This is a genomic window from Membranihabitans marinus (assembly GCF_019802045.1).
GTDB lineage: Bacteria > Bacteroidota > Bacteroidia > Chitinophagales > Saprospiraceae > Membranihabitans > Membranihabitans marinus_A.
This window is the reverse complement of record NZ_JAHVHU010000018.1, coordinates 77,985-93,076: the sequence shown is the minus strand read 5'-3', so window position 1 is coordinate 93,076 and position 15,092 is coordinate 77,985. Positions and strand designations below refer to the sequence as shown.

The 15,092-nt window shown below is 40.1% G+C and carries 9 protein-coding genes, 1 pseudogene and 1 riboswitch; of the genes and pseudogenes, 4 read left to right on the top strand and 6 right to left on the bottom strand.

The window, feature by feature from the left end:
* The first annotated feature begins 1,939 nt into the window (after positions 1-1,939).
* A complete protein-coding gene (locus KUV50_RS17055; RefSeq protein WP_222581402.1) occupies positions 1,940-3,055 on the top strand; it encodes a hypothetical protein in 1,116 nt (371 codons plus the stop codon).
* A 223-nt stretch (positions 3,056-3,278) separates the two neighbouring features.
* On the opposite strand, the pseudogene KUV50_RS19485 reads toward KUV50_RS17055, so the two are convergent.
* From KUV50_RS19485 to KUV50_RS17035, 3 genes and pseudogenes are all read right to left on the bottom strand, one after another.
* Positions 3,279-3,785 (bottom strand): annotated as a pseudogene (locus KUV50_RS19485) (DUF4268 domain-containing protein).
* A gap of 246 nt (positions 3,786-4,031) precedes the next feature.
* A complete protein-coding gene (locus KUV50_RS17040; RefSeq protein WP_222581399.1) occupies positions 4,032-4,652 on the bottom strand; it encodes a hypothetical protein in 621 nt (206 codons plus the stop codon).
* On the bottom strand, positions 4,642-5,469 hold the full coding sequence (locus tag KUV50_RS17035) for a DEAD/DEAH box helicase family protein (RefSeq protein ID WP_222581398.1): 828 nt from the start codon (positions 5,467-5,469) through the stop codon (positions 4,642-4,644). Before KUV50_RS17035 ends, KUV50_RS17040 begins: the two co-directional genes overlap by 11 nt.
* A gap of 440 nt (positions 5,470-5,909) precedes the next feature.
* Positions 5,910-6,007: riboswitch (SAM-I-IV-variant riboswitch) on the top strand.
* An 89-nt stretch (positions 6,008-6,096) separates the two neighbouring features.
* Between KUV50_RS17035 and KUV50_RS17030 the strand changes: the two genes are divergently transcribed.
* From KUV50_RS17030 to KUV50_RS17020, 3 genes are all read left to right on the top strand, one after another.
* Positions 6,097-6,873, top strand: coding sequence for a pyroglutamyl-peptidase I (locus tag KUV50_RS17030; RefSeq protein ID WP_222581397.1), 777 nt, complete (start codon positions 6,097-6,099; stop codon positions 6,871-6,873).
* 346 nt (positions 6,874-7,219) lie between these two features.
* Positions 7,220-7,543 carry a hypothetical protein gene (locus tag KUV50_RS17025; RefSeq protein WP_222581396.1) on the top strand — a complete coding sequence of 108 codons (324 nt, stop codon included), beginning with the start codon at positions 7,220-7,222 and terminating at the stop codon, positions 7,541-7,543.
* 291 nt (positions 7,544-7,834) lie between these two features.
* Positions 7,835-8,446, top strand: coding sequence for an autotransporter domain-containing protein (locus KUV50_RS17020; RefSeq protein WP_222581395.1), 612 nt, complete (start codon positions 7,835-7,837; stop codon positions 8,444-8,446).
* Positions 8,447-8,992: 546 nt separating this feature from the next.
* Here the strand turns inward: KUV50_RS17020 and KUV50_RS17015 are convergent.
* The 3 genes from KUV50_RS17015 to KUV50_RS17005 all read right to left on the bottom strand — a co-directional run bounded on the left by KUV50_RS17015 (position 8,993) and on the right by KUV50_RS17005 (position 14,713).
* On the bottom strand, positions 8,993-10,378 hold the full coding sequence (locus KUV50_RS17015) for an IS5 family transposase (protein ID WP_261395348.1): 1,386 nt from the start codon (positions 10,376-10,378) through the stop codon (positions 8,993-8,995).
* Positions 10,379-10,666: 288 nt separating this feature from the next.
* Positions 10,667-11,977, bottom strand: a complete 1,311-nt coding sequence (locus tag KUV50_RS17010) for a mechanosensitive ion channel family protein (RefSeq protein WP_222581393.1) — start codon at positions 11,975-11,977, stop codon at positions 10,667-10,669.
* An 84-nt stretch (positions 11,978-12,061) separates the two neighbouring features.
* On the bottom strand, positions 12,062-14,713 hold the full coding sequence (locus KUV50_RS17005; protein ID WP_222581392.1) for an MGH1-like glycoside hydrolase domain-containing protein: 2,652 nt from the start codon (positions 14,711-14,713) through the stop codon (positions 12,062-12,064).
* Between the last annotated feature and the right edge of the window lie 379 nt (positions 14,714-15,092).

Below are 15,092 nucleotides of genomic sequence, written 5' to 3'. Positions count from 1 at the left end.
TTTTTAACCAACTGACTATCTTATTCCCGGATCGGGTGAAAGTCATAAAATGATTATTTAACTTTACTCATGAAATCAGAATCAATTTTGAGCGAATACACAAAATTTTAAACAAGCCCGAGTACCAGTAAGAATAGGATTGAGACATGATTGCCATTATAATACTCCCTTTCCTCAAATATGACCGAGGAGTAAAAGGGTAAAGAGATTTGTTAGGCGTCTGAAATATTTATTTTGTATAAATTTTTTTTCTTCCTTGAATTTCAAATTATTAGTCTCCCAATTAATTCCTTTAAGTTTAGGTTCGAGTATCACTTTTATATATGAACTCAATCTAACTCTAAGATTAGAGGAAACTAGATACCGCTCTAACCCCCAGATTATAATGATTAAATATATAATCGGAACTATTAGGGCAAATGACGAAAATTTAACAACAAGCCCAGCTGCTGCAATAGATGCAGTCAGAACATAGAATGAAATAATCGTTTGTTCTTTCTCTAATCTCACAATTTCTTCTCGTACTGCTTTGTATTCTTCTAGTATGTGTTCCATTAGATAATTGCTGCCAACTTTTTTATATCCTTACCTTTTTTCCGCTATATTTCTATCCCCGTATATAGCCGGGAAGTTTTGTCTCGATTATATTCCTATACTATCTACCGCACATCTTACTTCAATCCACATTTTTGCTTTTATTGCCGTTCTAAGTAGTAATTCGTTGCGTTTCTTTGTTATTGGATTTAATCTGGAATTCTTTATATACTTAGTCGAGGAGTATACTTTGAGATTTTCGCACAGCTGCCCCGTCATCCTCTCAGCCTTATGCGTCCAACTTATAATGGTTTGCTTCAAACGCCCGTTGACCTCATTATACCGACGGTGAATGTCCAGGTAGTAGGGAAATACCACGAAGGCCTGTGCCTCCTCCCTTTCCTCTCTCCGGGTGATTCTTACTTTTTCCTGTTGAATTGGTAATTCAGACATGATAGCTTGGGGCTAGTTGACTTGCTAATGTAATCAATTTGTAGAAAAAACCCATAAAACCGAGCATATTTCAATTTAAATGTGTACCAACATCTTGAGGTAATCTCAAGTTGATCATCATACGCTATTAAAACGAGGGTAGATTTGATTACGAAATATGCTGATTTTGGATATTCCGGCCTTGCTTCCCCAAAACTGCTATGCGAACATGGAAATACCCCCCGACAACATCATTAACTGACTTTGGGTGTGTATTTGGATGATCTTCATCAAGCATAGCAACAGGATTGGGAATAGTGGCGACTTGAGTGACTCAACTAATAAATCAATTCCGAGATCAGGCATTTTTTAGCTTCAGATTGGTGCTATTCGTGGATATGACAACACGCATATTGCGATTTATGCCATTGGGGAATACATCAAGAGGGGGCAATCTATTGATATTGAATGACGTAGGCCCCACATATCTGCAACCACAATTTGATCAAATGGAAATAATTGAATACTCTCATTCCTCGTAATCCACCATCATTATAAGTCAGCTAACCGTTACCAGTTTGTTCGAGGTTTTTGGTAAGACTACCCCAGAATCTCGGACGGATTTAATCCTGGATCGATAGATTCATATTGCCCATCTAATCGGAATTAGTGTTGAGAATTTAAGAAAAAACGGTAATATTGTCGGTATAACCCCCACCCAAAAAACCAAAAACTCCCAGGGGGGATAATCACCGGCATAGGGGGCAGTATTACCGCAATATTCACTATCTTCATTTTATTGAATAATTTGTTTTAAGCCCATTGAATCAAGTTTGTTTGCAATAGCTATTTCTTGGGCCAAAATACAAACTTTACGCCCCCATGCCATTAACTTGATCTTTCGGAATGGTGAAATGAAATTGGGTGCTAAACCCATATGTGGCACAAAACGAACCGTTATAAACTACTACCCGTGGCACGATTTGAACCGAATTTCACTGGCACCCTTAAAAACACTGGCACAATACGAACCGAAATACCCAAATTTGGTCATCACATCACTGATTTGCGTACAATTGTTTATATTTGTTTAAAAGATTCAGTCGAATTATATCATACCACTTTTAACCTTGATACAATGGAGAGAAATCCTCATTTTCCAAAGCGATTTTTGAGCATGACATTCATCCTATTATTGCTTATTACATCAAATCTGCTGGGTCTAAACAATAAGATGATTGAAAACTTTGAATCACTTGTTATGGGTTGGGATGAATGCATCAACTATTTGGTAGACAATGAATATGAACTCTCTTTATCAAACTATTATGCAGATGAAGTAAATTATTACGGAAAGATCATGTCGAAGTCCGAGTGTATCGAGCAAAAAAAATCGTATATACTTTCTTCAAAAAATTTTGGTCATAAAGTTTTAGGTAAAATTAGGATAGAATATATAGGCGATAATATAAGGTGTAGCTTTATTAAACTAGTTCAAAACGGCAAAACAGCCACTCAATATCCTGCATACTTACAATTCCAGTATATTCAAGGAAAATGGCTAATTGTGGAAGAAAGTGATTTGATCACTGAGGCCGTACTTAATGATAAACCCATTGTAGAAAAGGGACCAGTCATTAGAATAAGGAATAATCACAGTAACAATTATGAGTATATATGGGTAGAAAAACCCATGACGGCAGACAGAAATTTAGAAAGATTTTGCCTTATTCCTGATTCTTGTTTTACCGTGATACATTCCTCCGATCCAAAAAGACAAAAGATTGTTGTTGACCCTGCTGCAGGAGGTACTTTATATAATCTAGGAGATCTGGATAATGATGGAATAGATGATGTGGGATTTTTACCATCATGGTTTTCAAGCCAATGGAGAACATATTTCGCCTGGAGAACGAAAAACGGCCAATTTAAATATCTTACGGAGCCTTTTACAGTAACCTTAGACCTTATGCTTTCCATGCATCCTCCTCCTATCACTAAAAGTGAAATTGATGGATTCCTGAATCAGTATACTGTGGATGAATTTTCTCAAGAGATCAAAATTAATAGGATTAAGATCTCTGATTAATCACAAATAAAATTTTATACTTATCTGACCATCCGGATTGGCCTCACCGTATCGGCTTCACAAAGGCACAGCAAATATTGGCCCCCAAGGTCAGTATTGGAAAAAAGGGTTTAAATGATCGAAAAGCGTGATTTTTATCCTGGAATTCACCGGTAATAATGCTGAGCATGTTGACCCCCCTGGTAAAACGGGGGTAACAAATCCGGAGTATCGACCCATGGCTCTACCTTAGCCCCTTTATTTTTTGCTTTATCCCCTCAATGTGCGGCTTAAAAGCTTCTTCGAATTTCGGAAGAACTTCAACAAAGAACTGGATCATAGTAGCCCAATCATCCTTGTTATATAAATTTAAGTTCCCTATTTCATATTTTATCTTGCTCTGTTTTATGTCATCCAACCGCTCCCAGATCAGTGGCTTCCCAAAAGCTTATTCTATTTTTGCATGTCTGTCCTTCAATAGATCAAAAATCACCTTATTTGATTCTTGGGATTTACCACTTATGACCAATTCAATACAGGAATCGAGTTTTGTAACGACTGTGCTGTAGTGTATGCTACCGACACCAGATCCGGCTGATAGCCAATTGTCCGTTGTTGGGTTTACATTTTGGTATAATGTATTTACAGCGCTCAGTGCTTCCAGCATCTTTTCCCAAAACTCTATTCTTAAGTGGTGTCGACTTTTTAATTCTTCTTGTCGTTCAATATTCTCCCTGTTTTTTTGCGCCATAGATATAATGAAGTCTTCCGTGTCTTTGACAGGAATGATTTGGTCAAAGTTGATCAAAACCGAATCATCCATTTTATAGGGAGTAGCTTTGAAACATTGAATCCTAAGTCCATAATTCATTAACCACATGACGGTAGAAGTAACTTCCTTTCGAAAGGAACCTGATACCATCATAATCCTCTGGGAATTCCCTGCATTTAATTTTTCTTCATAGTCATCATTTTCGAAAAAGTCTTCAAATTTTTCTCACGCAGTATTGTCTCCTAGGTATGAGTTGTATATCTGTGTGATATCCTCAGTACTCAAGCTAGAACAGTAGGAGGCATATTTCAATACTTGCCATGCTACCTCACGCCCACTATCATCCAGTTTGTTTTCGATGATAACAAGGTTCCCCTGCTTGTCCAGAGCCAGGAGGTCGAGTCGTTCATTGGTATCCTTAAACCCTGAAAACTCTTTTTGAATAATCAATAGTTCTTCATTAAGGCAGGAAGGATTTTTAGCTATCCACTCCTGGAGATGGTCCCTTTCTCTGAAACCTAGTTCTTTAAATGTGACGGTTCTTACCTTGTGTATACTGTTACTTGTTGGGTTGATTAAATACATGATCGGTTTCCGGATTTGGTTTTTAAATTGGTGGGAATAAGGATTCCTCAGTAAATATAAGGAATTTGTGTACGAACTGTTTGTACATGAAAGAATTGATCCATCCGTAGGAAAATAATCACCCTTAAAGGAGGAGATTCGCATCACATCAGAATGTATGTCCAGGATATTTCCACCATAAAACTCCAGGGATAACGGGTAATGCCCAGGCCTTTCCAGTTCGGTGATATTGAAAAATTTTGCACTCACGTCAATATTCATATATTATTATTCCAGAAATTTTGGAATCGAAAGTAAGCTTGCTGATCTCCAAACCGCTCGTAAAATATCGATAGACGCGCAAGGGCTCTGTGAACTCAGTAGCCTGCCAAATTTCCCCAATGCATTCGATGACCTGGTTGCATAGTTCTTCACTTTGTGCGATCCAAATCAGATATTTCCCTTTATCAAAACGGGGTTTCAACCATTCAATAAATGCTTCCACGGCCGTCCTGGTTTTACCGCCACCAGTGGGCAGTGAAACGATGCACCGCGTATGATCGCCTTCATTATTGAGCACAGTGATCAGGTTTTTCTTAATTTCTTTTTGAAAGCGTTTTAATGGTGGAGGCGGTTTGAAGGGTAAGACATCCATGAATCTTGGCGGTCTTTTAGTTGATTTCATCCCGGCGAATACTCTGGGAAATCCAAAGGTATTTACAAATGCCAGGGGCCAGGATCTTCCGGAAATCCATCGCTTTTTGGATAACTCCCTCACAGCCATGGAACGATAATAACAATAATTCTCTTTTCCGAATTTGGAATACAATTCCTGGAGCACAGGATCCGCCATGTTATCGAGTAGTTTGGCCCTTAGTTGGATAATTCTTTTCGACGAACCAGAGAAAAATAACGCTTCTTTGCTGTTGATTAGCAGTTTGAGTTTATCCACTTTACTCACTCTGGTTTCTATCAATTCTCTCAATTGCTCGTAATGGTCAGATTCCTTCCAAAGTATATTGATAAATCGTGTGGATATTCTATACTCATCAATCAATTTAGTAACAAGCTCATTAATTTCTTCGGGATTGGGTTTCATTCTGGCGAATATTTTACCCACTAAAAATACCTATAATCAGTTTAAAATGAAAAATGCTAATTGTGAAACAAATCTGCACAACTTCCACATAATATTACAGCCAAGATGTTCTTCTTTTTCCTTCATTTGATCTATGAACCTTTACAACCATCGAACATAACCCGAATTATTCATGGTATTTGCTTTATGTAGATGTGAGGCGTCGGACTCCGTAGACATAGTAAGCTATTTCAAGGGGTTCGCAACGAAACAGATGCTTGAAGCAAATACCAAACATACCCAAAATTGAGGAATGAAATTTCTCAATTTTGTACAAATAATAGATTGACAATCAAATACATACATCGTTTTTGAACTGTATGTGGTGAATAGTTCGGGATAAAAATCTTGCTGAAATAACTTTTTGTTGAAAAACGCCCAAATAAACGCTATCTTTGAGTCGATTTCATCAAGAATCAATGCAAATTGATACCAACCGAGAGATAAAACTCCGCGGTGGTCAATGGATGAGGACATACCGTCAAAATAAAAATGACCTGATCATGGCTATTGGTAGTATTTTCCCGTCTATACCTCGGCAATATTCGTTGATACTTGGTTATTGCTAACCATATACTATATAAAGACATGAAAAACATACCAGACCTCGAAAAGTCCCCCACCGGGGAATGGATCCGAATCGATCCAAACACCATCGCATTTCGATGGAATATCCCGACAAAACCCATCAAAACCTCCCTCTTATGGCGAGGTATTCCCATCCACCTGAGAATGGAATCTCGTTCAAATCAATATGGAGGGACCTTCGTGATGACCTGGTTGTATAATCACAAATTGTATCATGTCAAAACAACAAAATGGAAATGGTCAGGTGGTCGCCATGGCGATTATCCTCCAGAAATCACCACCTCTTCTCATCGGTTGAAAATAAGATCCATAAGCAGTGGGATATTGCTGCAGGACGATCAGGTTCTTCCATATGATGCTCCGCCCGGCTATCAGATCTTTGAGATCGTCAAGACACCGGAAGATGTGGACTTTGGTGATCCCTGGTCTACTGGGAAGATAAAACCTACCCGTGTGGTTCCTGCTATAAAAAAAGATGAAGTTTCACTCTATGACTACTCCAATAACTCTATTTATCTGCAATCCAACGCGTACTACGACAATGATAATCTGGTGGTGGATTATTGGAAGCTTACAGATCATAGTGAATCCGAGGAATACTGCACCGTGGCCCAAAATCACCTGTCGCATTTGTTCGATTACTTCCGAATCCAGGATAAGAATAAAACCGAACTATTGGTGGCCATTCACAATGGATTCAAAGGGCGGAATGCTTTCTCAACTTTTGTCAAATTTCTGGACGAAAATCACATTCCGTATAGCTTGAGGCGACGATAAAAACACATGACGGCGGTGGGCTCCTTCTCCACTTGTGCTCCCAAAGGAAGGGGCTACGCTGGTATTTTTCACCTAAAAATGCACCCAGGCAATGAATATGTGAAATAATATTTCACACTACCAGCCTATTATTGCAAACCAACTTGCCTCACTGGAAACTAACGAATGCAGATAGGCGTTGAACAGGCTAGCTGAGATCCACATTTTATCCCCATAAAACGAAATTTTCATATGAAAATAAAAATCAAATTGAACCATAAATGATCCAGACGAACACTGGATCTTTCCATTCTGATATGCAACACTAAACTCCACCTGGAGAAACCACAAAGCAAAGCCAAACTTCATGGATATAAATTTAAAAGAACTTCTCAAAAACGATTTCGGAATCGATTTTCCCATTTCTGGAGGAACCGGAAATTCGATCGACAATCCAATCGTGATCCACAGAACCGGATCCAATGATTACACAGCAACAGAATATGCCATCCTACGATGCCTGGGCATCGGACGCCGGATCGATTGGAAACTCCTTCGACAGTCTTTAATCCATCAGAATGGAAAAGTTTTCGATCAAATGAAAATTGAAACCAAAACGGTCACCGAAGATGAAATCATCACCCGTATCGAAAATTACTACTTTGACATCACCGAATGCTTTAGCCAGTAAATCCATTTGAGATCGGTGCCTCTATGCTCCAAGGGGTACCGAAGTCTGTAGATTACCCAGTATGGCTTAAGAAATCACTTTTTTCAGTCCTGTCCCCTAGACAGGTCGAAACGAACCCAAAGCCATAAATTTTATCTTCTAACCCGGATCATAGACCGTGGAACGCCCAATATCCAAGGTTTCCTTCTTTTTATTGTGAAATAAATCCGCACAACTCCGCCCTACCTTAGCAGCCGGATCAACAATCATCGTATTCTTGCACCTATTTAATCATTCAAAGCCCATAAGATCATGAAAAAACTACTTATCCTCCACATATTGATGCTGATTTCCCTTCACGCCTATTCCCAAACCGACCAATTCGATACCGGCGAAAGCGGATTCACGATTTACGGTCAAATCAGTCCGTACGAATACTCCACCCTCGTGGGCCTCGGTGCTGCCTATACCGAAAGTGGCCAATTTACGATGGGAATCACCCTGGGCCTGGAAGAATCCAATGATGCCGATCTGACTTCCACAGCCATCAAACCTTTCCTGGCGTATCGTGCGGTCAGGCAGGGCGAAAACAATGCCCCGCTCAATGTGATAATCGGAGCTTCCTACCAACACAATAACTTTAAAGATCTGGATTTTACAGCGGGTACGATCGGTCTCAACCTCATAGTGTCCCATCGCATCACCACCAAATCCAGTTTCGTTATTATCCCTTTTGCAGGTCTGAACTACAGCCGAACCAAACTGGATGTCGACCTACTCTGGTTTTCCAATCGCTACAGTGGAGTGGGATTTAACATAGGCAGTTCGTTCCTGATCAACCAATTCTATCTCACACCAACCGTTTTGTTTGCAGACGGAGACTCCAATTTCAACCTGTCCTTTGGCATCCTGCTACCGAATTAATTAGGGTCTCTTCATAGATTCAAAATTTGAAACCGAGGAGTACCGCATTTTCATCAGGCTGGATATATACCATTCACTGATTCACCAATTTTGTCACCATTGCGATTATCCTAAAAAGCCTATACCACCGGGAGGCGAAACATCAAATAATGGTCGCCGTCCTCTAAAATATATAGAAAATGAAAATATGAAATAAATTTAAATTTTTGTCCAAACTGACTAAATATGGCACCCTGGGTCCGTAAATTGTAGGTCGGATAGCATTCACGAATTATGATGATCATTTTAATTGGGGTATAGGTTTCTATGATTTTAGGTTTTCAAAGGAGACCTAATCAAGAGGCATCCTGAAGTCACATTAATGCCGAGAACGACTTTATAAAAAGCAGGCAAAACTTTAAAATTTTAATTATGAAAAAACTAGAAGAATTCAACAATTACAAAATGGACGAAAAAATGATGCTACAAGTTAAAGGCGGATTATTTAAGGAGATCCTCCTTGAAAAATCCTAGAAGAGCCATGGAAACTAGCAAAAAGATACGTTTTCAATGAAGAGGAAATGGAAAAATATGGTCGCAGACTGATGGAAACCGGAAGCCCAGGTGATTGGTTACAAAGATTATTAATCCGATCCACGATTGGGAGGTCTTACTGAGTTTGGCTTTAATATTATTCATGCCATATGATTGCTTTGCCTGACCTATTTTCCCCTCTACTTCATTACGCTCATTAAATTCCTTTCGCTGCTTCCTTTTTTCATATTGTGTTTGTTCTGGTTGCTTTCCCTTTTGGACTACTGTCATCCGGATATTTCTTTCGCGACACCACTTTCTGTTTTTGTTTGTCCCGTATATTTTATCCACTTGCACCAGTTCGGGGTAATAGCCATGAAGTTTCTTGTATGATTCTACATGCGGTATCAAATCTGCGCTTTCATTATAAGCATCCCAACTGAGCGTCTCTGCCTTAGCAATACCTTCCACAAGAGAAAGACCCAGCTTAGTGCCAAACTCGATTTTCTTACCGGCTTTGCCCCGGAGAATAGGGCGAACATACGGTTGAGAGATGTTAACAATACGATCATCGCATCTGTTGATTTTATTGTCGTACATCTCACGTTGTTGATCATTAAGGGTCTGGATGACCCAAAAGTCACGCATCTTTTTATGTGGCAAGGGATTTTCTTGTAACATATCCAGCATCTCGTTGATGCTGCGTATGTTACGATCCAGACAGTTGAGGTGGTATCGAATAGCACTTCGCAACGACTTTTTGTTGACTTGTTTCTTCTTTGATTCAGCCAGATATTTCTTACGTGCTACCTTTCTATAGGTTCTTGGCTTTACTTTAATTTGATCTCGCACGTGGTCATACAATATATCAATGATCCCTTCCGTCTTTTCTCGGGCCTTATTGAGTAAAGTAAGATCAGTAGGATATGCAATATTTTGGTCAGCAACACTAGCATCCAGTTTGATTTTACCTTTGTTCTTGGGTACTTCCGTTTTCTCTCCTTTTGTCATTTTATCTCCATAACATATCCTGGATAAGATGTCAGAGAATTCATTGAATGTATCATTACCGAGCTTCTTTCGCCATTCTACAAATAATGAAGGTGCAAAAAGTGGCTCTGCATAGAATTCATCCAGTCCAAGAAAAAATTGCATGTACGGGTTCTCACTGATAAGCTGTACGGTCTCTTCATCGCTCAGATTAAGTTTATGCTTAATGATAAGACTGCCAATTACGATGCGAGGATTAATAGTGCTCCTCCCTGTATTGGAGAAATGCCGTGTATATATTTTTACGCAACGGTCCCACGGGAAATGATTAGCTAATTGAACCCATCGATTTTTTGGATTAAGTTTCATTTGGTAAAGATTGCCAAATTCTTCAATTTTAAGCTGATGTTGAGAAGTGTATTGTACCATGTGCAAACTATTTCACTAAATATACAATATAGCTTGCATTGAAACTAATGCTTTTACTACTTATTTACATGGTTTTCAATTCTTTACACATTTATGAGGAGGCCCTACGTAGGACCAGACCAACTAAATGTTGGTCTGATGAAGGAACCAGAGCCTCAGTGCTCTGGGAGGGTGGGCCTTAAATGAATCAACAATGTGCAAGCCTCATTCCTCCTTCTTCAGTTAGTCATATAAAGACGTAAGTAATGTGCATTGGAAGTTCCAGGAACGAATCTGTCAATAGTAATACTACGAAGACGATTTCGTAGTGGATGTCGACGGAAAATGTTCCCGCAGACTCCTCAGGTCATCCGAAGCTGGATTTTCAAAGACCTCCAGGTGGAAATATTTAATCGAAGCGAGCAGATGGTCAAACATGTCTGACATGATCGCTTCATAGATGGTCCACTGCGTAGTGTCTGCAAAAAAGTATAGCTCCAGCGGCAGTCCGTTTGCGGTGGGACTGAGTTGACGGACCATAAAGGTCATTTCCTTGTTGATATCTGGTCTGTGATTGGCATAGAGTTCAATGTATTTTCGAAACAATCCAATGTTGGTAAGATTTCGACCATTCATTAGCACATCTCTGTCGGGTGCATTTGCTGCATTAAAATCTTCTATTTCTTTCTGTCGCTTTTCGATGTAAGAAGTCAGTAATTGTATCTTCTTCAATTCATTAACCTCTTCATGAGTCAAATGGCGGATGGTAGAAATTTTGATGTAAATGGGGCGTTTAATCCTTCGGCCGCCAGACTCCTGCATGCCCCGCCAGTTAATAAAGGAATCGGAAATCAGACTGTACGTAGGGATGGTCGTGATTGTTTTGTCAAAATTCTGAACCTTGACAGTGCTAAGTGTGATTTCATTCACTGTGCCATCGGCGCCGTACTGGTCCATTTGGATCCAGTCGCCAATCCGGACCATATCGTTGGTGGCGACCTGGATGCTGGCGACAAATCCCAGGATGGAGTCTTTAAATACAAGCAGTATGATGGCTGATGCTGCACCCATGGCGGTGAGAAATGTCCACAATGATTTGCCGGTCAGGATAGAAAAAAGCAATAGCCCACCCATGACATACAGAATAATCATAATTACCTGTAGATACGATTCCAATGGCTTATCATGAAGGGATTTTTTCGTGCGAGCATAGTCAAGTAATGCCTTTAGAAACGCCCGAATAATCCATAGAGAAAGTAGCACACCATATACCTGCAGGAAGATAGTCATGATAGGAATCCACGCTTTAAACCCCTGTAAAATGATTGGCATGAAAATGGACAGGATGATGTAGGGGATCAATTGTGTTAAGTACCAGATAAACTTGTTTTCGATCAGAAAATCATCGAACTTGGTAGCTGTCCGTTTTGCCCAGCTTGCTAACAACCTATTTAAAAAAGACCGTACGACAGGTGTAATTATAAAAATAATAATCACCAAAACAATCAGAAGTATAGCCAGCTGAACGTAATCAGCACCCCATTTTGGTATTCCCAAATCCATGATCTTATCAATCATCCAATCGTTGAAGTCCTCCATAATCACTGGAACTGTTCGCATGGTATTATATGTATTTTCCTGAGTTTTTGTGTAGTTACATCACATACAACAAATGTATGAATAGAAGTTTTGCGTTTATAGGGTTTATTTGTTTTCTGTAGCTACATCATTGATTAAATTAGCAATTAACCCAGTCCAACCTGTTTGATGAGACGCACCGAGTCCCCTTCCGTGATCGCCATGAAAGTGTTCGTAAAATAAAATATAATCCTTGAAATGAGGATCTTTGAACCAGTCTGCATGCTGCTGGTTAACGGGTCGATTACCTTGACTATCTTTTAGAAAGATCGAAATGAGATTTCGTTGAATCAGAGTGGATAACTCATCCAGCGTAATGGACTTGTCGGGGTTATGAGGGTGACAGACATGAAAAGAGTCGCCATAAAAAGAATGGTATTCCCGCAGGGCTTTTATGATCAGATAGTTTATGGGAAACCAAACGGGACCTCGCCAATTGGAGTTTCCGCCGAATAACGTGGTGGTGGATTCGCCGGGACTATACTTGATGCGGTATTCTTTTCCTTCGACTGTAAATACATAAGGTGCTTTTTCGTATTGTTTGGACAGGGATCGGATGCCGTACGGGCTAAAGAATTCTTCCGGATCTCCCATAGCATCAATCAGTCTTTTAAGTCTGGATTTTGGGACCAGTGAAAGGAGAATATCCTCGTTTTCATCATAATCCTCAAGCACTTCATATTCGTAATGTTTGCGACGATAGTCATAGAACCATTTGATGCCCTGGGTGAATGTCGGAAGTTTGTCGAGGTCTTTGCGTCGCAAAATAGAGGAAGCAAATAAAGGGGAGAGACCCACCAGCGATCTGACTTTAATCGGCCGATAACTTTTCTTCTCGGGATTAATCAATAGGTCGTAAAAAAATCCGTCCTGCTCATCCCAGGATCCCACCCAATCTTTACCGATCTTATTGAGAGCGGCTGAGATGTAGACAAAGTGTTCAAAATATTTGGTTGCCATGTCTTCATACGAAGGGTCTACCACGGCAATTTCAATCGCCATCTGAAGCATGCGGAGTGCAAACATGGATACCCATGCTGTCCCGTCCACCTGTTCCAGAAATCCGACTCCGGGAATTTCTTCGCTCCTGTTGAATATGCCAATATTGTCCAGACCGAGAAAACCGCCTTCCATGACATTATTTCCGCGGCGATCCTTTTGATTTACCCACCAGGTAAAATTCATATTGAGCTTGTGAAATACCCGTTTTAAAAACTGAATGTCTTTTTTTCCGGTTTTTTGTTTCTCACTTTTGTATATTTCAAATGTAGCCCAGGCATGAACTGGAGGATTGACATCAGAAAAATTCCACTCGTAGGCCGGGATTTGACCCCGTGGACTCATGTACCATTCCCGCAATACCTTGTTGAGCTGAAGCTTCGCCCATTCAAGATCCATCAAGCCAATTGAAATCGTATGAAAAGCGAGATCCCAGGTGGCATACCACGGAAATTCCCATTTGTCTGGCATAGACAATACATCTTCATTGTGCAAATGAATCCATTGGGCGTTTCGACCCTTTTTTCTTTCCTGGGGCGGGGCGGGTTGATTCGGATCGCCATTTAACCATTGGTTGATGTCAAAGTGGTAATATTGTTTATTCCACATCATGCCGGAGAGCGCCTGTTTCTGGATTTGAAACTGTGCTTCATCTTCTGCTGTGGATATACTTCTGAAGTAGGCATCCGATTCTTTGATCCGTGTGTCAAATACGTCTTTAAAAGAATTCTTTAGCGGATTGCTGTGGTGTACTTTTTGGCTTAAGCGCATTTTGAAATTCACCGAGTCTCCGGCGGAAATCATTCTTTGGTACATTGGTGCGAACTTGGTCCCAGAAGTTTTACCATCCATTAGAGTGAAGTCATTTTCCAGAATCATGGTATGAAACAGATCCTTGACATACGGGGTTTGATTGGGTATATCATACAACCGTTCTGTATTCGTTTCGTTACCAGTAAACAACCAACGATCAGGTCGCTCAAAATAAAAATGGTAATGGCCCCGTTCAGGCTGGTATACTTCAACACTACCGTAGCCGTCTTCATTTTTTCTTTTTTCAATGAAGTATTCCCCCATAACATCGTGAAATGACCATAAATTGCGAAGCCATACTGAAGGTAAAACATATAATTCTGCGTCTTTGGTACTTCGATTGTGAGCGGTTATACGAATCAGTATATCCTCGGCATCGGCTTTGGCATATTCTATGAAGAGGTCAAAATAAGCGTTGTTGTCGAAAACCCCGGTTTCAAGGATTTCATATTCCCGGTCGTTTTTAGACCGGCTGGCGTTTGTTCTCAGTAAGTCCTCGTAAGGGAACGGATTTTGCGGGTATTTGTACAAATACTTCATATACGCATGGGAAGGACTGTTTTCGAGGTGGAAATAGAGTTCTTTTACGTCTTCTCCATGATTCCCTTCCAGGCCGCTCAATCCAAAAAGCCGTTCCTTGAGAATGGGATCCTTTCCATTCCAAAATGTCGGACTGAAACAGATTCTGCAACGTGTATCGGTAATTCCACCGATGCCATCTTCACCCCATCGATACACCCGGCTTCTGGCATGGTCATGGGGGAAATAAGTCCAGGCAGAGCCATCAGCACTGTAATCTTCGCGGACTGTTCCCCATTGTCTTTCACTGAGGTAGGGGCCCCATTTGTGCCAATATCTTTTGTAATTAAAATTTTCCTGGAGTCGATTTTTTTCTGCACTTCCCATTTGCACTCGATTGTTATCTGGTGAACCGTATTACGCCATTAGCAATATAAGATTTTTAATTCTTAGCGCTGTATTTATAAAGCGTAAAATGAATTTTCCCAAACATCTAATGCACCGTACAGCGGGCAAACTTTTGAATCCGGCTGGTGTGAATTCATTCGAAGAACGGTAAAATCAATAGAATGGAGAGCCGAAATAGAAATAGAGGATTCTTGGTACAGCAAGGTGCCTACATATAGCGTCGGACAAAAAAACGGAGGAGTCTAAATAAGATAAGAGACTCCTCCCGTGCTAAACCCCAAAAGAAACAGTTACAAGGTAAGATGTTGAAATTTAAAATCCAAACTTATTTTGGGGAATTATCTTAAAATGTTATAAT